Genomic DNA, 16,436 nt, shown 5'->3' on the forward strand with positions numbered 1-16,436 from the left:
GTCCGCTCGGGAGGCTTTTTTCATGACCGAGAACAGCGGGGACTCCGCACACGACATCACCGTCCGCCCAGCCACCCCCACCGACCGCCCCACCGTGGAAAGGCTCTGGCTCCTCTTCCGGCACGACCTGTCCGAGTTCCGAGGGCAATTGCCCAACCCCGACGGGACGTTCCGGAGTGAGTGGCTGGAAGCGGCCTTCAGTGGGTCAGGGGAATGGGCGGCGTATCTGTTCAGCCGCGGCGCGCACCCCGTCGGGTTCGCCTTCGTGCGGGCGGTCACCCAGCCCACCCGGGTGCTCAACAGCTTCTTCGTCGTGCGAGGGGCTCGGCGGGCCGGGGTCGGGATGCGGGCCGTTCGCGAGGTCGTCGCGCGGCACCCCGGGGCGTGGACCGTCGCGTTCCAGGACGCCAATCCCGGCGCCGTCCGGTTCTGGCGCCGGGTCGGCGAGACGCTCGCCCCCGGTGCCTGGGAGGAGGAGCGCAGGCCGGTGCCGGACAAGCCCGGCCTGGCTCCCGATGTGTGGGTGTCCTTCCGGTACCCGGACCGCTAGATGCCCAGGTCCTTGATGATCTTTGCCACGTGGCCCGTCGCCCGGACGTTGTAGAGGGCGTGTTCGACTTTGCCCTCCTCGTCCACGACGAACGTGGAGCGGATGACGCCCATGTAGGTCTTGCCGTAGTTCTTCTTCTCGCCGAACGCGGCGTAGGCGTCGAGGACCTGCTTGTCCTCGTCCGCGAGGAGGGTGATCTTCAGGGATTCCTTGTCGCGGAACTTCGCCAGCTTCTCCGGCTTGTCGGGGGAGATGCCGATGACGTCGTAACCCGCGCCGGCCAGCACCTCCAGGTTGTCCGTGAAGTCGCACGCCTGCTTCGTGCAGCCGGGGGTCAGGGCCGCCGGGTAGAAGTAGACGATGACCTTGCGGCCTTTGTGGTCCGAGAGGGACACGTCATTGCCGTCGGCGTCGGGGAGGGTGAAGGCGGGGGCCACGTCACCGGGCTGGAGTCGCTCGCTCATCGGACCAGCCTAACCGGGGGTGCCGACAGTGCGACCGCCCGGCGAACTGACAGACTGTCCAGAACAGCATCGACAGACATCGACACCTCGGAGGCCGTACGGTGGCGGACACGTCGGACACCAGAACCCCGGCGCAGATCGAGGCGGACATCAAGCGCCGCCGCGAGAACCTGGCCGAGACGCTCGACGAGATCGGGGTGCGGGTGCACCCGAAGACGATCGTCGGCGACGCCAAGGCCAAGGTCGTGTCGAACATCGACCACACGCTCGGGCGGGCCTACGTCGGCGTCAATCGGGCCGTCAGCAACACCAGGGCCCAGTTCGTCGACGGTGACGGCGCCCCTCGCCTTGAGCGCATCGTTCCCGTCGCGCTCGTCGCCGTCGGACTCGTGGGGCTGCTCGCCCTGGGGACCCGGCGTCGCAAGGGCTGACCCGGGCGCTTACGAATCCCCGTCAGGCAGGTAGGTTCTCAGCCGTGAGCGCCAACAGAAACAGCACCCAGCACGACAAGCTGCCCATTCGGATGCTGCACGACCGTGTACTCGTGCGGCAGGACGCCGGTGAGGGCGAGCGGCGTTCCGGGGGCGGCATCCTCATTCCCGCCACCGCGGCCGTGGGCCGGCGGCTGGCGTGGGCGGATGTCGTCGCGGTCGGGCAGAACGTACGCACCGTCGAGCCGGGGGACCGGGTCCTGTACGACCCCGAGGACCGTGCCGAGGTCGAGGTGCGCGGTGTCGCCTATGTGCTCATGCGCGAGCGTGATCTGCACGCGGTGGCCGCGGACCGGTTCGAGGGGTCCGAGGACTCGACCGGGCTGTACCTGTAGATCCAGCCTGCGGATCGAAGCCGAAAGGGGTCGGTGACCATCGTCACCGGCCCCTTTTGCTGTCCTTTTGCTACCTTTGAAGGACGACCCGACGAGACGCGCCGTACCGGGCTGTACAGCAAAGACGACGCACCCCGTGAAGAAATCCGCGTCTCGGAGGTGCCTGTCATGGCCTGGGTTCTGCTCGTCGTCGCCGGTCTGCTCGAGGTCGGCTGGTCGATCGGGATGAAGTACACCGACGGTTTCACCCGGCTGGTCCCCAGCCTGCTCACCGGGGCGGGCATCGTGGCCAGCATGGTTCTGCTGTCCCACGCCGCGAAGACCCTTCCCATCGGTACCGCCTACGGCGTGTGGGTGGGCATCGGGGCCGCCGGGGCGGCGGTGCTCGGCATGGTCGTGCTGGGGGAGCCGGCGACCGCCGCCCGGATCTTCTTCGTGTGCCTGCTGCTCGTCGCCGTCGTCGGGCTGAAGGCGACGTCAGGTCACTGAAATGTCGGTAGGCCTCCGCCCGCCGTCGTGCCGCCTGTCGTCCCGGTCGTCGTGCCGCCGGTGGTCGTGTCTCCCGTGGTGCCGCCGGTGGTGGGATCCCCTGTGGTGCCACCCGTGGTCGTGTCGCCGGTCGTCCCGCCCGTGGTGGTCGTGTCTCCCGTCGTGCCGCCCGTCGTGGTGTCGCCCGTCGTACCGCCGGTCGTCGTGGTGTCACCCGTCGTGCCGTCGTCGGTCTGACCGCCGGTGTCCTGGCCCCCGTCGGCCGTGCCGCCGTCGTCCTCGCCCTCCGTGTCCTCCGGGGGGACGAAGCTCGGTTCCTCCGTCGGCGTCTCGACCACGTCGGCGCCCTCCTGGAGTTCGAGGTCGAACTCGGTGGCGGGCTTGCCCTTCAGGGCGGACTCGGTGAACTGGGCCCAGATCTCGGTGGGCGCCCCGCCGCCGTTGATGCGCGGCAGGCCCATCACGCCGTACAGGGACTTGTGCTTGGCGGTGACCGGGTCCTGGCCCATCACCGCGACGACGGTGGCGAGGTCGGGGGTGTAGCCGGCGAACCAGGCGGCCTGGTCCTCCTCGGCCGTGCCGGTCTTGCCGGCCGCCGGGCGGCCCGCGGCCTGGGCGGCGGTGGCGGTGCCGTTCTCCACGACGCTCTGCAGGATCGACGTCGTGGTGTCGGCGGCCTGGCGGGTGACGACCTGGGAGCTCTTGTGCTTCGGCAGCTCCACGACGTCCTTGCCGTCCCTGGTGATGGTCTTGATCAACGTGTACGAGCCGTGCTTGCCGTGGTTGGCGAGCGTGGCGTACGACTCCGCCATGTCGAGGACGCTGGCGGTGTTCACGCCGAGCGCGATGGAGGGCGAGGCGGTCAGGTCGGGGGTGTCGGAGGGGATGCCGAGGGCGACCGCGGTGTCCTTGACCTTGTCGGAGCCGACGTCCACGGCCATCTGCGCGTACACCGAGTTCACCGACTTGTCGGTGGCGGTGCGCACGGTGATGTCGCCGTACGACACGTCGTCCTCGTTGGCCGGGTCGTAGCTGCCGCCGGTCCAGCCCTCGACGGGGCGCTTGTTGGTGCCGTCGTAGATCGTGTTCGGGGTGATGGTGCGGCCGTCCTGCGTGGTGGACTCGTTCTGGACGGCCGAGGTGAACACGAAGGGCTTGAAGGTGGAGCCGACCTGGAAGTCCCGGCGGGTGGCGTTGTTCGTGTACTGCTTGACGTAGTCGATGCCGCCGTACATGGCGACGACCTGCCCGGTCTTCGGGTCGACGGCGGCGCCGCCCGCGCGGACGTAGGTGTCGACCTTGCGGTTCTTCTTGTCGAGCTTGTCCATCAGCTTGTCGTTGACGGCGTCGACGAAGGCGTCCTGCTTGCTCTTCTGGATGGTGGTGGTGATGCGGTAACCGCCGGCGTCGAGTTCGTCGGAGGTGAGGATCTTGTTGTCGCGCAGGTAGTCGTTGACGGCGTTGACGAGGTAGCCGCGCTGCCCGGACATGCCGGTGGAGACGGTGGCCTCCTTCGGCATCGGGAACTTCAGGCCGGTGCGCTCGGACTGCTCCAGCCAGCCCTCCTTGACCATGCCGTCGAGGACGTAGTTCCAGCGGGCCACCGCGGCCGACTTGTTCTCGGGATGGGCGACGACGTCGTACTCGCTGGGCGCGTTGAGCAGGGCGGCGAGATACGCGCCCTCGGCCGCGGAGAGGTCGGTGGCGTCCTTGCCGTAATACGCCTGGGCGGCGGCCTGGATGCCGTAGGAATTGCGGCCGAAGTAGCTGGTGTTGAGGTAGCCCTCGAGGATCTCGGCCTTGGACTTCTCCCGGTCCAGCTTGATCGAGATGAAGAACTCCTTCACCTTGCGGGTGACGGTCTGTTCCTGCGCCAGGTAGTAGTTCTTCACGTACTGCTGGGTGATCGTGGAGCCGGACTGGGTGCCCTTGCCGGTGGCGGTGTTCCAGCCGGCGCGCACCATCGCCTTGGGGTCGATCGCCGACTCGGAGTAGAAGTCGCGGTCCTCGGCGGCGAGTACGGCGTGCTGGGCGGACTTGGAGACCTGGGAGAGGCTGACGTTCTCGCGGTTGACCTCGCCGTCGCGGGCGAGCTGACTGCCGTCCGCGTAGAGGTAGACGTTGGACTGCTTGGTGGCGAGGGCGTTGGCGGGCGGGATCTTCACCAGCGAGTAGCCGAGGAAGAACAGGCCGATCAGCAGCAGTATCCCTAGGACGAAGGTGCCGAGCACCATGCGCCAGGTGGGGATGATCCGTCGCCATCCGGTCCGCTTGGGCCGCTTCGGCTTCTTCCCGCCGGGCTCTTCAGCCGCCTGAGGTTCTCTGGGTGCCCAGCCCTGGTTCGGCTGCTGCGGCTCGTCGCTCATGTCGTGCACGGACTCCTGTTTCACGCTTTTACGTCGTACGTCGCCGTACGCCCTCGTACGTCTTCTGCGTCCCCGGATGAAGACTGTCGCACCATGCGTTCCGTTCCCGATGAGCGGCGCGCGTCCGCCCGGAAATTGGGTGGCATGCGTCACCACCGGCGGGCTAGGCTCCTGCGCTTCGGTGTCCGGACGGGCCGGGAGGGCTGGGACTGATGGGTTCGGGGCGGTTGTACCTGGCCGTCGCGGCGGGCGGATTCAGACGGTACGCGACCTATCGGGCAGCCACCGCGGCCGGGGTGTTCACCAACACGGTGTTCGGGTTGATTCTCGTCTACACCTACACCGCGCTGTGGGACGAGAAGCCGCACCTGGGCGGGTACGACCTGGCGCAGGCCGTCACCTATGTGTGGATCGGCCAGTCGCTGTTCAAGACGCTCGCCAACGGGGGCGGGGGCGTCGAGAGCGAGCTCATGGAGCGTATCCGTACGGGGGACATCGCGATCGACCTGTACCGTCCGGCCGATCTCCAACTGTGGTGGCTGGCGGCCGACTTGGGCCGGGCGGGGTTCGAGCTGCTGGGGCGCGGGGTGATCCCCTTCGTGTTCGGCGCACTGGTCTTCGATCTCGCGCTGCCGACGGACGTGTCCTCGTGGGTGGCGTTCTTCGTGGCGGTGCTGCTGGCGATGCTGGTCAGTTTCGGGATCCGGTATCTGGTGGCGTTGAGCGCGTTCTGGCTGCTCGACGGCACCGGGGTGGCGCAGATGGTGATGTTCGTCGGGTGGTTCTGCTCGGGGATGATCCTGCCGCTGAACGTCTTCCCGGGCACGCTCGGCGAGGTCGTACGGGCTCTGCCGTGGTCGTCGCTGCTCCAGGCGCCCGCGGATGTGCTGATGGGGCACGCGGATCCGCTGGGCACCTATGCCTTCCAGGCGATGTGGGCGGTGGTGCTGCTGGCGGCCGGGCGGATGGTGCAGGGGGCGGCGACGCGGCGGGTGGTGGTGCAGGGTGGTTGACACCGGCAGGGCGGTCGGCACCGGCGGGGTGGTCGGGAGCGGTGAAGTGGCCGGGAGCGGCAGGGTCGTCGACGGGCTGCGCGTCTATCGGATGATCTCCGCGATGTGGATCCGCTCCACGATGGCCTACCGGGCCTCCTTCCTCATGACCACGCTGGGCAACTTCACGGCGACCGCGCTCGACTTCGTCGCGATCATGCTGATGTTCTCCCGTGTCGACGCGCTCGGCGGCTACACGCTGCCCCAAGTCGCCTTCCTGTACGGGCTGTCCAGCACCGCGTTCGGTCTCGCCGATCTGCTGCTCGGCTCGATGGAGAAGCTGGGCCGGCGGGTGCGTGACGGCACGCTGGACACGTTGCTGGTGCGTCCGGCGCCGGTGCTCGCGCAGATGGCGGCGGACCAGTTCGGGCTGCGGCGCCTGGGCCGGATCACGCAGGGTGTGATGGTGCTGGTCTACGGGCTGGCCACGGTCGACATCGACTGGACGCCGCTGAAGCTGCTGCTGATGCCGATGATGATCCTGAGCGGCGCCGGGATCTTCGGCGCGGTGTTCATCGCGGGCGCGGCCTTCCAGTTCGTGGCGAAGGACGCCTCCGAGGTGCAGAACGCGTTCACGTACGGCGGTACGACGATGCTCCAGTATCCGCCGACGGTGTTCGCGACGGAGCTGGTGCGCGGGGTGACGTTCGTGTTCCCGCTGGCCTTCGTCAACTGGCTGCCGGCCACGTATGTGCTGGGTGTGCCGCTGCCGCTCGGGCTGCCCTCGTGGGTGGCGTTCCTGTCGCCGCTGGTGGCGGTGGGGTGTTGTGCGCTGGCGGGGCTGGCGTGGCGGGCCGGGTTGCGGACGTATCAGAGCACAGGGAACTGAGGGGTCATGGGCGAGGCTTTCATCGAGCTGGACCGCGTCGAGAAGGTCTTCGACGTGCGCAGGAAGACCGGGTTCCTGAAGCGGGAGCGGCGTGAGGTGCGGGCCGTCGACTCGATCTCCTTCCGGGTGGCGCGGGGCGAGATGGTCGGGTACATCGGGCCGAACGGTGCCGGGAAGTCGACCACGATCAAGATGCTGACGGGCATCCTGACGCCGAGCGGGGGCCGGCTGCGGGTGGCGGGCATCGACCCGTCCCGGGAGCGGTCGCGGCTCGCGCACCGGATCGGGGTGGTGTTCGGGCAGCGGACGACGCTGTGGTGGGATCTGCCGCTGATCGATTCGTACAAGCTGATGCACCGCATGTACCGGATCCCCGACGCCCGGTACCGCGAGAACCTGGACCGCTGTGTCGAACTCCTCGAACTGGCGGACCTGTTGGATGTGCCCGTGCGCCAGCTCTCGCTGGGCCAGCGGATGCGCGGCGACATCGCGGCGGCACTGCTGCACGACCCCGAGGTGCTGTACCTGGACGAGCCGACGATCGGCCTCGACGTCATCTCCAAGGCCAAGGTGCGTGGTTTTCTACGGGAGTTGAACTCCGAGAACGGCACGACGGTCCTGCTGACCACGCATGATCTCCAGGACATCGAGCAGCTCTGCTCACGGGTGATGGTGATCGACCACGGGCGTCTGATGTACGACGGTCCGCTCGCCGGTCTGCACGAGGCGGGGGACAGTGAGCGGATCCTGGTGGTGGACCTGGAGCGGGAGCTGCCGCCGATCGAGGCGGCGCCCGCCCGGGTGGTGAAGGTGGAGGGGCCGCGGCAGTGGCTGGCGTTCCCCGCGGGGGCGTCGGCGGCGCCGCTGGTGGCGCTGATCGCGGCGGAGTATCCGCTGGTGGATCTGTCGGTGCGGGAGCCGGACATCGAGGCGGTCATCGCGAAGATGTACGCGGAGCGGGCGACCGCATAGTGCGGGAACGTTCGAACTCGTAGGCTTCTGCGTATGACGGACGACGAACTCCCGGACCTTCGCGCATCCGACGCCGACCGTGAGCGAGTGGCCGAGATCCTGCGGGACGCCCTCGCGGAGGGCCGTCTCGACATGGAGGAGTTCGAGGAGCGGCTGGACGCGACGTACAAGGCGCGGACCTACGGCGAGCTGACACCGATCACCCGGGATCTGCCGACCGCGCCCGGGCCGGCGGTGAACCTGTTCAAGGAGCCGGTCGCGGACGGGAGCTGGGCGTCGAGGATCACGGGCGGCGAGGGCTCGTCGACGTGGGGGGTCGCCGTCATGGCCGGGTTCCAGCGCAAGGGGCGCTGGACCGTGCCGAAGCGGTTCACCGGCTTCGCCTTCTGGGGCGGTGGCGAGATCGATCTGCGGGAGGCGAACTTCGCGGACCGCGAGGTCGAGATCACCTGCGTGGCGATCATGGGCGGTATCGAGGTGATCGTGCCGCCGGGCGTCGAGGTCGTCGTGCGGGGGCTCGGGATCATGGGCGGCTTCGACGAGCGCGCCCACGAGGAGCCGGACGATCCGCAGGCGCCGCGGGTGATCGTCAACGGGCTCGCGCTGATGGGTGGCGTCGAGGTGTACCGGAAACTGCCCAGGGCGGAGCGGCAGCGGCTGAAGGAGGAGCGGCGGCTGGAGCGGCTGGAGCGGAAGAACGCGCGCCGGGAGCTGGGCTCCTCCCGCCACGATCCGCTCGACCTCCACGATGTCCACCGTGACGCCATGGACCAGGTCCGCGAGGCGATGGAGGACCGCCGCGAGCTGCGCCGGGAGAGGCGGGACCGGCGGCGGTACGAGGACTGAGGCCGGGACGGTACGAGGACTGAGGCCCGGCCCCGCCCTACAGCTCCGCCGGCGCCGAGCCCTTCAGGTCCTCCAGGTCGAAGGCCTCCGCCATCCGCGCGTACCCCTTGTCGCTCGGGTGGAGACGGTCCCCCGAGTCGTAGTCGGACCGCAGCCGCCGCGGGTTGTACGGGTCCCTGAGCGCCTCGTCGAAGTCCACGACCGCGTCGTAGACCTTGCCGTCGCGGATCTCGGCGTTGATCCGCTGCCGGACGTCCTCCCTGGCCCCCGTGTATCCCCGGTGGCCCTGGAAGGGCATCAGGGTCGCGCCGACGACCTTGATGCCGCGGGCGTGGGCCTGGCGGACCATCGTGCGCAGGCCGTCGAGGATCTTGTCGGGGTCGGCGAGCTGCGGGTTGCGGAGGATGTCGTTGACGCCGAGGTCGATGACGACGACCTTCACGTTCGTACGGCCGAGCACGTCCCGGCCGAAGCGGCCCAGGCCGCTCTGGTTGTCGGCGGGGCGGCCGAGGCCGTTGGCGAGGACCTGGTTGCCGCTGATGCCCTGGTTGACGACGCTGTAGCGGGGCAGGTCGCGGCCGGCCTCGATCGCGGTGCGCAGCCGGTCCGAAAGGACGTCCGTCCAGCGGTGGTTGGCGCCCTGGGTGGAGGTGATGCCGTCGGTCAGCGAGTCGCCGAGGACGACGACCGTGCCGTCGGACTCGTTGCTCAGCACGTCCAGCGCGGTCAGGTAGCGCCAGTACGGGGTCTGTTCGGTGTACGCCGTCCCCGTGACGTCCTCGGCGAGGTCGCCGACGGCGACGTAGGAGATCTGGCGGGCGTGCGGGTGGTAGGTGACCGGCCCGGACCGCGTGGGGGAGTACGTGGTGACCAGGACGTCACTGCCGTACGCGATGGCGATGCGGACCGCGTCGCTCATGACCTGGCCGCCGGCCGGGACGACGACCGTGGTGTTGCCGCCGAAGGTGAGGCGCCGCATCGTCTGCGCGGTCGCGGCGGCCGTGTCGCTGCCCGCGGCGACGGCGATCGACGCGTGGGTGATGGTCAGCGGCGACTGGCCGTAGAGGTTGGAGAGCGTGATGCGGGCACTCGTACCCCCTATGGAGGAGTGCACGACATTGCGTACCGAGCGGCCCGCCATGCCCTCGGTCTCGGTGCCGGGCTCGGCGCCCGCCGGAGAGGTGGACCATGCGCCGACCCAGGTGCCGGTGGAGGCGGGGGCGGCGGGATTGTGCGGGGCGGCGCCCTGCGCGACGGTGTTCCGCTGGTCGGTGCTGCCGTCGTCGGCGGCGACACCGACGTATATGGCGGCGGACAGCGCCACGATCAGGGCGACCATCGCGGAAAGCAGGGCACGGTGCTTTGTGGGGGACGCCCCCACACCCCCGGCACTACGCCTGGTCATGCGGTGCATATCTCCTCGGGCAGACGGGAGCCCGAGGCTCCGATGTGATCACCTCATGATGCGTCATGCGGTGAGGGGTGTTTGAACAGACCCCCCATTGGGCCACCGGAGTTCAGGAGTGAGCTCCCCCCGACCTGACAGACGTCGGGAACTCCTGTTCCGTTCCAGGAGTCGGTCAGGAAGGGACAATGTGTACCGGGGATCACGAACGGGTGGAGTGGATGGAACGCACGAAACCAGACGAATCGGATACCGCTGACGTAGAGCAGCATGCCCGCCCGGTCGCCGCCGGTAACCGCGCGATGACCGCGTTCAGCGCCGCCGACGAGGAGAAGCAGCGCGGCGTACGCCGGATGAAGCTCACCGCGGCCGGGCTGCTGCTGTTCGTGGCGGTCGTGTACGTGCTCGCCGAGGTGGCGTCCGGACACGGGGCGGGCCCGTGGGCGGGCTATGTCGCCGCGGCCGCCGAAGCGGGGATGGTGGGTGCGCTGGCGGACTGGTTCGCGGTCACGGCCCTCTTCCGCCACCCGCTCGGTCTGCCCATCCCGCACACCGCGATCATCCCGAACAAGAAGGACCAGCTCGGCGTGTCCCTGGGCGAGTTCGTCGGGGAGAACTTCCTCTCCGAGGACGTCGTACGCCAACGGCTGCGGGCGGTGGGCATCGGCAGCCGGCTGGGCGCCTGGCTGGCGGAGCCCGAGCACGCCGACCGGGTGACGGCGGAGCTCTCCGCGGCGCTGCGCGGGGCGCTGACCGTGCTGCGGGACTCCGATGTGCAGGCGGTCGTGGGGGAGGCCATCACCCGGCGGGCCGACGCGCAGGAGATCGCGCCCGGCATCGGGAAGATGCTGGACAAGATCGTCGCGGACGGCGGGCACCGGCGGGTCGTGGACCTGGTGGTGACGCGGGCGCACGACTGGCTGGTGCTCCACGACGAACAGGTCATGGACGCGGTGCAGGGCGGCGCGCCCGGCTGGACCCCCCGGTTCGTCGACAAGAAGGTCGGCGAGCGCGTCTACAAGGAACTGCTGCGGTTCGTGACGGAGATGCGGGACATGCCCTCGCATCCGGCGCGGGGCGCGCTGGACCGCTTCCTGACGGACTTCGCGTCGGACCTTCAGTCCGACACGGACACGCGGGCGCGGGTCGAGCGGCTCAAGGGCGAGGTCCTCGGGCGCGGCGAGGTCCAGGACCTGATCGCGTCCGCCTGGACCGCCGTACGGTCGATGATCGTCTCCGCCGCCGAGGACGAGCGCAGTGAGCTACGGCTGCGGGTGCGGGCGTCGCTGCTGTCGCTGGGGGCGCGGATGGCGGTGGAGCCCCGGTTGCAGAACAAGGTCGACGGGTGGGTCGAGGGGGCCGCGGTGTACGTGGTGACGACGTACCGCCGGGAGATCACCCTGCTCATCACGGACACGGTGGCGGGCTGGGACGCCGAGCACACGACGCGGAAGATCGAGGCTCATATCGGACGGGATCTGCAGTTCATCCGGATCAACGGCACGGTGGTGGGTTCGTTGGCGGGGCTGCTGATCTACACGGTGGCGCAGGCGCTGGGGGCGTAGGCGCTCCGCTGGAGGAACGGTGGCACAGCCGCGGGTCGCTCAAGGAGGGCGTGGGGCGGGGGTCGTGGGGTGAGGGCGTAGGGCGGGCCTTCTCTGGGCACTCGGCCCGGGTTCTCACTCGAGGAGGAGGGAGCCCATGACCACTGCAGAGGCCGAGACGGGCCGGACCGTGACATCGAACATCCCCGCGAGACTCGACCGGCTGCCATGGTCGCGCTGGCACTGGACGATCGTCATCGGACTGGGCACCGTGTGGATCCTCGACGGTCTGGAGGTGACCGTCGTCGGCAACATCGCGGGGAGGTTGTCGGAACCGGGGAGCGGGCTGCCGATCTCCTCCGGCCAGGTGACCGGGATGGCGGCGGCCCTGTATGTGGCGGGGGCGTGCGCGGGGGCACTCTTCTGGGGCCGCCTGACGGACAAATGGGGCCGCAAGAAACTGTTCATGATCACGCTGGCCGTGTATCTGGCGGCGACCGCGCTGACCGCGGTCTCCTTCTCCACCTGGTGGTTCTTCCTGTTCAGGTTCCTGACGGGGTTCGGGATCGGAGGCGAGTACGCGGCGATCAACTCGGCCATCGACGAGCTGATCCCGGCGCAGTACCGGGGGCGGGTCGACCTCATGATCAACGGAAGCTTCTGGCTGGGCGCGGTGGGAGGTTCGCTGCTGTCGATCGTCGCGCTGGACACGTCCGTGTTCGCGAAGGACGTGGGGTGGCGGCTGACGTTCGCGCTGGGCGCGGTGCTGGCGCTGGTGATCCTGCTGGTACGGCGTCATGTCCCGGAGAGTCCGAGGTGGTTGCTGATCCACGGGCGGGACGAGGAGGCGGAACGCATCGTGTCCTCGATCGAGGAGCGGGTGGAGGCGGACCGGGGCGAGCCGTTGCCGCCGCCGTCCCCTGACGCCGAGCTCACGATCCATCAGCGGCGCAGCGTGACGTTCGTCGAGATCGGCCGGACGGTGTTCTCGAAGTACCGGCGCCGGGCGGTTCTCGGTTTCGCCCTCTTCATCGGACAAGCGTTCCTCTACAACGCGATCACCTTCGGCTTCGGGGCGATCCTCACGACGTTCTACGACGTCCCGACCGGCAACACCGGCTACTACTTCGCGGTGATCGCGGTCGGCAACTTCATGGGCCCGCTGCTGCTGGGCAAGCTGTTCGACACGGTCGGGCGCCGGGTGATGATCTCGTCGACGTATCTGCTGTCGGGGCTGCTGCTCTTCGGTACGGCGTGGCTGTTCGACCGCGGCGCGCTGGACGCGACGACGCTGACGGCCTGCTGGTGCGCGGTGCTGTTCTTCGCCTCCGCGGGTGCGTCGAGTGCGTACCTCACGGTCTCCGAGATCTTCCCGATGGAGACCCGCGCCATGTCGATCGCCTTCTTCTACGCCCTCGGCACGGCAGCGGGCGGCATCAGCGGCCCCCTGCTCTTCGCCGACCTGACCGGCACCGGCCACGTCGGCGACACCGTGCTCGCCTTCCAGATCGGCGCGGCCCTGATGTGTATCGCGGGGCTGGTGGCGGCGGTGCTGGCGGTGAACGCGGAGCGACGGTCACTGGAGGACGTCGCACGTCCGCTGACTGCGGTGGGTTCGGGGGCGCGGTCGGCTGCGGTGTGAGTGGGGGCTGCCTGCGGCGGCCTGCGCGGTTTCGGCGGGGGTTCGGTGGAGGTTCGCGACAAGTGCCTGCCGTCCCGATCCCCCACCCACCCGTGGCTTTCAGCCCGTCCGGCGTTTGAGGACGAGGCCCTTCGGGCCGATGGGGGTCCAGGGGGCGGAGCCCCCTGGGGGCGGGGTCGAAGGGGCGGCAGCCCCTGGGGATGGGAACGGGTAAGGGCGGCGGGGGCGAGAAACCGCCCGGGTTCCTGCTACTCGGCGGTCCCGCGGCGGGCCTTGTCCCGGCGGCGGAGCAGGAGCAGGCCTCCCGCGACGGCGGTGAGCCCCGCCGTGGCGCTCCAGGCGACGGCGTCGGTGGACCCCGTGGCCGCAAGGTCCTTACCGGAAGCCGGGGGCGTGGACGTGGACGCGGAAGCGGAGGCATCGGTCTGCGGACGAGGGTCCGATGCCGCGCCGGACGCCGTGGCGGACGGGCTTGCGGGCGCCGTCGACCTGTTCCGCGTGAACGCCAGTGTCCCGAAGCCCAGTTGGTCGTACCCCCCACTGTTGGGCCCGTAGTCCCCACCCCCGCCCTCCGGCCCGGACTTCGCGGCGATCCGGGTGAGGTACGAGGCGGACAACCCCCGCCGCTTGGTGTAGTGGTTGGCGATCACCGCCCAGATGGGCCGGGTCATGCCGGGATCGACACCCGCCGCCCCGGCCACCGTCTCCGACCCCGACCAGCCGTTGACGGCCCCCTTGGCACGCGTGTTCGCGGTGAACGGCACCTCCCCGCCCATGCTCCACTTCGCCACGTACTGCGCCCCCTTGAGGAAGCGGCTGTCGTCATAGCCGTACAGATCGATGCCCTGGTTCCACGCCATCTCGCAGAACGTGCCCATCAGCCCGACCCCGAGCAGCGCATGCCCCTGATCCCGCCCCGCCTCCAGCCACTCGGCGAGCCCGTCGTCGTGCACGACAGGAATCGCGTTCCTGATCGAGCCGAGCCCCTCGCCGTGCTTGAAGTAGTCGACCGCGCGGCCGACTTGGGCTTTGTCGTCGCAGAAGATGCCGGTGGCCAGCACGCAGGCCATGGCGGCGAGGTCCCAGTTGGTCCAGTAGTTGGAGACCACCGCGCCGTTGTGCTGGACGAGGAAGCTGTCGCTGAGCGGTGCGAAGACCCCGGACAGCATCTCCTTGAAGCGGTCGAGCTCGAAGTCCGGTTGGTCACGGACGAGTTCGGCGGCGTTGGCGAACTGGTAGCCGTACAGTCCCGCGGCGAGGAACCGGTCCGCGTTGCCGGCGAGCGCGGTGAGCTTGGCCGACCAGGCGTTGAGGATCGCCACGGCGGTGTCGGCGTGGGCAGTGTCACCGCTGACGTGGTGGCGCAGAGCGTTCTGGTACGCGGCGTGGATGTCGTTGTAGAGGATCGCGTAGTTCTGGCCGGAGCCGCCGCGGGTGATGGTCGCCTGCGGGTTGGGCGTCCAGCCGCTCTGCGCATGCCGGTTGGCCGTCAGCCTCGCGTACCCGGCGGTGTAGGGCGCGGCGCCCGCCTTCACCTTGGCCGCCATACGGGCCAGGTCCGTGGTGGTGTGCAGCAGACCCGGGTGCGCGTACCCGGAGCCGGCGGCCGCGGCGGGCGGCGCCGACAGGGCCGTACCGAAGGCTGCGACGGTACCGACGGCTCCGGTTGCCTTGAGCATGGTGCGGCGGCTGATCAGTGAAGTCGAAGTCACGTGCGTCATTCCTCGCGTGCCTGTGGCTGGGGACGGTCAGGAGACGCGAGGGTGGGAGCGGCGATAACAGAAAGCCGACGGCGACTGCGAGGAGACGTACCCATGACCGTCCGCCGGATCATGCCCGACTTCCAGGTCGAGTCGGAGGAGGCGATGAAGGCCAGCCGTGACTTCTACGGCCTCCTCGGCTTCCGCGAGGTGATGGACATGGGGTGGGTGGTCACCCTCGCCTCACCCGCCAACCCCACCGCCCAGATCAGCTTCTTCACCGAGGAACGCACAGCCCCCGTCGTGCCCGACCTCAGCGTGGAGGTCGAGGACGTGGACGCGGTGTACGCGCAGCTCGTGGCCGCGGGCGCGGACGTCGTACGGGAGTTGCGGGACGAGGAGTGGGGCGTACGGCGCTTCTTCGTGCGGGACCCGAACGGACAGGTGGTGAACGTGCTGACGCACCGGAACTAGCCGCCTGCCGGTGCGGGCTCCCAGTCCGGGCAGTACTCGACATGCACCAGGGGCACCGAATGGTCCAACAGACCGGAGGTCGGGTGCAGTTCGGCGCATGCGTGCCCGTCGGACCTACACCGGATGTCCCAGCCGGGCCCCGTGTCGGCCAGGTCGAGGAAGTCCGCGGCGGCGTCCGCGAAGGGCAGGGCGCTGCCGCTCAGCACGAGGGTGTCGGCGGCGGTGGTCAGCCGGACCCGGTCGCGGAACTCGGCGTGATGGGCACCGGTGACGGGGCGGTCCTCGCCGGCGGGGAAGTCGGCCCGGTGGAATTCGACCGTGTGCGGGCTGCCGTGCCCCAGCCGGGCCCGGACCGCCTTCCAGCGGGAGGCCGGGAACTGCCGGGAGTGATGCACCAGCAGCAGGTCACGGGCCTGATGCGGCTCGAGCGGATGGGGACCCACGGGCCGCTCGCCGCGATGTCGCAGCGGCACGTGCACCAGTGAGCGGGGCGAGCGTGCGGCCAGCAGCCAGGCCGCGGCCAGCTCCGCGGCGGCCTCCCGGTCCACCCGGAAGTCCAGCCAGTGCCCGGTGTCACCGCACAGCGCACGGCGCAGCCCGGTCGTACGCAGCACCCGGTACTCCTCCGGACCGAGCCGCACCCGATGCTCCGTGATCCCCAGCCTCATCCTGCCCATTCCCCTCGCGTCGGACGAGACGGTACCGGCGTGGCCTCGTTCGGGGCGCGCGATATACGGGGGCCTGGCGGTTTCTCGGACGGGGAGGAAGCGATGTGCGGGGCCCTCCGCCGGGCCGAGGGGGCCCGAGGTCGGGTGGTCGGGTGCGGTTCCGGAGGCTCGGGCCGTGCCGCGCCCCGGAGGCCTCCCGCTTCCCCGCGTTCGCCTCGCGGAGCCGTTCGTGCGGCCCTCAGCCCCGCCGGTCCGCGACCACCCACGACGCCACGGCCACCGCCCCCGCCACCCCGAACACCGCGGGCCAGGCGCCCACCTTCTTGGCCAGCGGATGCGACCCCGCGAAGGCGGCGACATACGCGGCCGTCAGCGCACCCGCGGCCTTCCCGCCCGCCTGCTGCCGCCACCGCTGCGCGGCCGCGGCCCCGGCGACCGCCAGCACGACCCCGCCCAGCTGCCGCTTCCTGGTCCAACGGGCCACGCCGTACCCACCGACGAGCCCGCCCGCCGCGACCACCGCGCTGGGAACCTTCGCCATGCCTGCCTCCTGAGAACTGACGTGACTCGCGCTGCCCGTACTGCTCGTGCGACTCCTGGCGATCACGT

At 69.9% G+C, this 16,436-nt stretch carries 17 protein-coding genes and 1 riboswitch; of the genes, 11 read left to right on the top strand and 6 right to left on the bottom strand.

What is annotated here, in order from left to right; genetic code table 11:
• The first annotated feature begins 22 nt into the window (after window positions 1–22).
• Window positions 23–550, top strand: a complete 528-nt coding sequence (locus tag ACIOHP_RS23140) for a GNAT family N-acetyltransferase (RefSeq protein ID WP_401890288.1) — start codon at window positions 23–25, stop codon at window positions 548–550.
• On the opposite strand, the gene bcp is transcribed toward ACIOHP_RS23140, so the two are convergent.
• The gene (gene bcp, locus ACIOHP_RS23145; protein WP_351680911.1) at window positions 547–1,014 is read right to left on the bottom strand and encodes a thioredoxin-dependent thiol peroxidase; all 468 of its coding nucleotides are present in this window, start codon (window positions 1,012–1,014) and stop codon (window positions 547–549) included. The genes ACIOHP_RS23140 and bcp overlap by 4 nt on opposite strands.
• Before the next feature lie 101 nt (window positions 1,015–1,115).
• Between bcp and ACIOHP_RS23150 the strand changes: the two genes are divergently transcribed.
• The 3 genes from ACIOHP_RS23150 (at window position 1,116) to ACIOHP_RS23160 (ending at window position 2,329) form a co-directional block, all read left to right on the top strand.
• The gene (locus ACIOHP_RS23150; RefSeq protein ID WP_361495325.1) at window positions 1,116–1,445 is read left to right on the top strand and encodes a DUF3618 domain-containing protein; all 330 of its coding nucleotides are present in this window, start codon (window positions 1,116–1,118) and stop codon (window positions 1,443–1,445) included.
• A gap of 44 nt (window positions 1,446–1,489) precedes the next feature.
• Window positions 1,490–1,840: a co-chaperone GroES gene (locus ACIOHP_RS23155; RefSeq protein ID WP_266826473.1), complete on the top strand. Its 351-nt coding sequence runs from the start codon at window positions 1,490–1,492 to the stop codon at window positions 1,838–1,840.
• A gap of 58 nt (window positions 1,841–1,898) precedes the next feature.
• Window positions 1,899–1,974: riboswitch (guanidine-III (ykkC-III) riboswitch) on the top strand.
• Between the two features lie 34 nt (window positions 1,975–2,008).
• Complete coding sequence (locus ACIOHP_RS23160) at window positions 2,009–2,329, top strand: multidrug efflux SMR transporter (protein ID WP_046259004.1); 321 nt, start codon at window positions 2,009–2,011, stop codon at window positions 2,327–2,329.
• Here the strand turns inward: ACIOHP_RS23160 and ACIOHP_RS23165 are convergent.
• A complete protein-coding gene (locus ACIOHP_RS23165; RefSeq protein ID WP_401890292.1) occupies window positions 2,323–4,695 on the bottom strand; it encodes a transglycosylase domain-containing protein in 2,373 nt (790 codons plus the stop codon). The two genes, ACIOHP_RS23160 and ACIOHP_RS23165, sit on opposite strands and share 7 nt — an antisense overlap.
• 212 nt (window positions 4,696–4,907) lie before the next feature.
• Between ACIOHP_RS23165 and ACIOHP_RS23170 the strand changes: the two genes are divergently transcribed.
• From ACIOHP_RS23170 to ACIOHP_RS23185, 4 genes are read left to right on the top strand one after another with little or no spacing between them, the layout of a single operon-like run.
• On the top strand, window positions 4,908–5,708 hold the full coding sequence (locus ACIOHP_RS23170) for an ABC-2 family transporter protein (protein WP_361539532.1): 801 nt from the start codon (window positions 4,908–4,910) through the stop codon (window positions 5,706–5,708).
• The gene (locus tag ACIOHP_RS23175) at window positions 5,701–6,576 is read left to right on the top strand and encodes an ABC transporter permease (RefSeq protein WP_401890294.1); all 876 of its coding nucleotides are present in this window, start codon (window positions 5,701–5,703) and stop codon (window positions 6,574–6,576) included. Before ACIOHP_RS23170 ends, ACIOHP_RS23175 begins: the two co-directional genes overlap by 8 nt.
• A 6-nt stretch (window positions 6,577–6,582) precedes the next feature.
• Complete coding sequence (locus ACIOHP_RS23180; RefSeq protein WP_401890296.1) at window positions 6,583–7,548, top strand: ATP-binding cassette domain-containing protein; 966 nt, start codon at window positions 6,583–6,585, stop codon at window positions 7,546–7,548.
• Between the two features lie 33 nt (window positions 7,549–7,581).
• Window positions 7,582–8,394 carry a DUF1707 domain-containing protein gene (locus ACIOHP_RS23185; protein ID WP_401890299.1) on the top strand — a complete coding sequence of 271 codons (813 nt, stop codon included), beginning with the start codon at window positions 7,582–7,584 and terminating at the stop codon, window positions 8,392–8,394.
• A gap of 37 nt (window positions 8,395–8,431) precedes the next feature.
• On the opposite strand, the gene ACIOHP_RS23190 is transcribed toward ACIOHP_RS23185, so the two are convergent.
• Window positions 8,432–9,799, bottom strand: coding sequence for an SGNH/GDSL hydrolase family protein (locus tag ACIOHP_RS23190; protein ID WP_401890301.1), 1,368 nt, complete (start codon window positions 9,797–9,799; stop codon window positions 8,432–8,434).
• Window positions 9,800–9,987: 188 nt separating this feature from the next.
• On the opposite strand from ACIOHP_RS23190, the gene ACIOHP_RS23195 reads away from it, so the two are divergent.
• Both ACIOHP_RS23195 and ACIOHP_RS23200 read left to right on the top strand, forming a co-directional pair.
• On the top strand, window positions 9,988–11,364 hold the full coding sequence (locus ACIOHP_RS23195) for a DUF445 domain-containing protein (protein ID WP_401890303.1): 1,377 nt from the start codon (window positions 9,988–9,990) through the stop codon (window positions 11,362–11,364).
• Window positions 11,365–11,500: 136 nt separating this feature from the next.
• Window positions 11,501–12,985: an MFS transporter gene (locus ACIOHP_RS23200; protein WP_361539517.1), complete on the top strand. Its 1,485-nt coding sequence runs from the start codon at window positions 11,501–11,503 to the stop codon at window positions 12,983–12,985.
• Window positions 12,986–13,233: 248 nt separating this feature from the next.
• On the opposite strand, the gene ACIOHP_RS23205 is transcribed toward ACIOHP_RS23200, so the two are convergent.
• On the bottom strand, window positions 13,234–14,706 hold the full coding sequence (locus ACIOHP_RS23205) for an alginate lyase family protein (protein WP_401890307.1): 1,473 nt from the start codon (window positions 14,704–14,706) through the stop codon (window positions 13,234–13,236).
• Window positions 14,707–14,799: 93 nt separating this feature from the next.
• Here ACIOHP_RS23205 and ACIOHP_RS23210 point away from each other — a divergent pair, with 93 nt between their 5' ends.
• Window positions 14,800–15,159, top strand: a complete 360-nt coding sequence (locus tag ACIOHP_RS23210) for a VOC family protein (RefSeq protein WP_401890310.1) — start codon at window positions 14,800–14,802, stop codon at window positions 15,157–15,159.
• Here ACIOHP_RS23210 and ACIOHP_RS23215 read toward each other — a convergent pair.
• Together ACIOHP_RS23215 and ACIOHP_RS23220 are read right to left on the bottom strand one after the other, a co-directional pair.
• Complete coding sequence (locus tag ACIOHP_RS23215; RefSeq protein ID WP_401890312.1) at window positions 15,156–15,827, bottom strand: hypothetical protein; 672 nt, start codon at window positions 15,825–15,827, stop codon at window positions 15,156–15,158. The genes ACIOHP_RS23210 and ACIOHP_RS23215 overlap by 4 nt on opposite strands.
• Window positions 15,828–16,065: 238 nt before the next feature.
• Window positions 16,066–16,368, bottom strand: a complete 303-nt coding sequence (locus tag ACIOHP_RS23220; RefSeq protein WP_361539507.1) for a hypothetical protein — start codon at window positions 16,366–16,368, stop codon at window positions 16,066–16,068.
• Window positions 16,369–16,436 lie beyond the last annotated feature (68 nt).

Origin of the sequence: Streptomyces sp. NPDC087859 (assembly GCF_044742595.1) — a bacterium.
In the GTDB taxonomy this organism is placed as follows: Bacteria; Actinomycetota; Actinomycetes; order Streptomycetales; family Streptomycetaceae; genus Streptomyces; species Streptomyces canus_F.

Excerpts from the sequence above, each read along its gene's own strand:
- ACIOHP_RS23140 (WP_401890288.1), top strand. The coding sequence starts at position 23 with ATGACCGAGAACAGCGGGGACTCCGCACACGACATCACCGTCCGCCCA.
- bcp (WP_351680911.1), bottom strand. The coding sequence starts at position 1,014 with ATGAGCGAGCGACTCCAGCCCGGTGACGTGGCCCCCGCCTTCACCCTC.
- ACIOHP_RS23160 (WP_046259004.1), top strand. The coding sequence starts at position 2,009 with ATGGCCTGGGTTCTGCTCGTCGTCGCCGGTCTGCTCGAGGTCGGCTGG.
- ACIOHP_RS23165 (WP_401890292.1), bottom strand. The coding sequence starts at position 4,695 with ATGAGCGACGAGCCGCAGCAGCCGAACCAGGGCTGGGCACCCAGAGAA.
- ACIOHP_RS23170 (WP_361539532.1), top strand. The coding sequence starts at position 4,908 with ATGGGTTCGGGGCGGTTGTACCTGGCCGTCGCGGCGGGCGGATTCAGA.
- ACIOHP_RS23180 (WP_401890296.1), top strand. The coding sequence starts at position 6,583 with ATGGGCGAGGCTTTCATCGAGCTGGACCGCGTCGAGAAGGTCTTCGAC.
- ACIOHP_RS23185 (WP_401890299.1), top strand. The coding sequence starts at position 7,582 with ATGACGGACGACGAACTCCCGGACCTTCGCGCATCCGACGCCGACCGT.
- ACIOHP_RS23190 (WP_401890301.1), bottom strand. The coding sequence starts at position 9,799 with ATGACCAGGCGTAGTGCCGGGGGTGTGGGGGCGTCCCCCACAAAGCAC.
- ACIOHP_RS23195 (WP_401890303.1), top strand. The coding sequence starts at position 9,988 with ATGTGTACCGGGGATCACGAACGGGTGGAGTGGATGGAACGCACGAAA.
- ACIOHP_RS23200 (WP_361539517.1), top strand. The coding sequence starts at position 11,501 with ATGACCACTGCAGAGGCCGAGACGGGCCGGACCGTGACATCGAACATC.
- ACIOHP_RS23205 (WP_401890307.1), bottom strand. The coding sequence starts at position 14,706 with ATGACGCACGTGACTTCGACTTCACTGATCAGCCGCCGCACCATGCTC.
- ACIOHP_RS23210 (WP_401890310.1), top strand. The coding sequence starts at position 14,800 with ATGACCGTCCGCCGGATCATGCCCGACTTCCAGGTCGAGTCGGAGGAG.
- ACIOHP_RS23215 (WP_401890312.1), bottom strand. The coding sequence starts at position 15,827 with ATGAGGCTGGGGATCACGGAGCATCGGGTGCGGCTCGGTCCGGAGGAG.
- ACIOHP_RS23220 (WP_361539507.1), bottom strand. The coding sequence starts at position 16,368 with ATGGCGAAGGTTCCCAGCGCGGTGGTCGCGGCGGGCGGGCTCGTCGGT.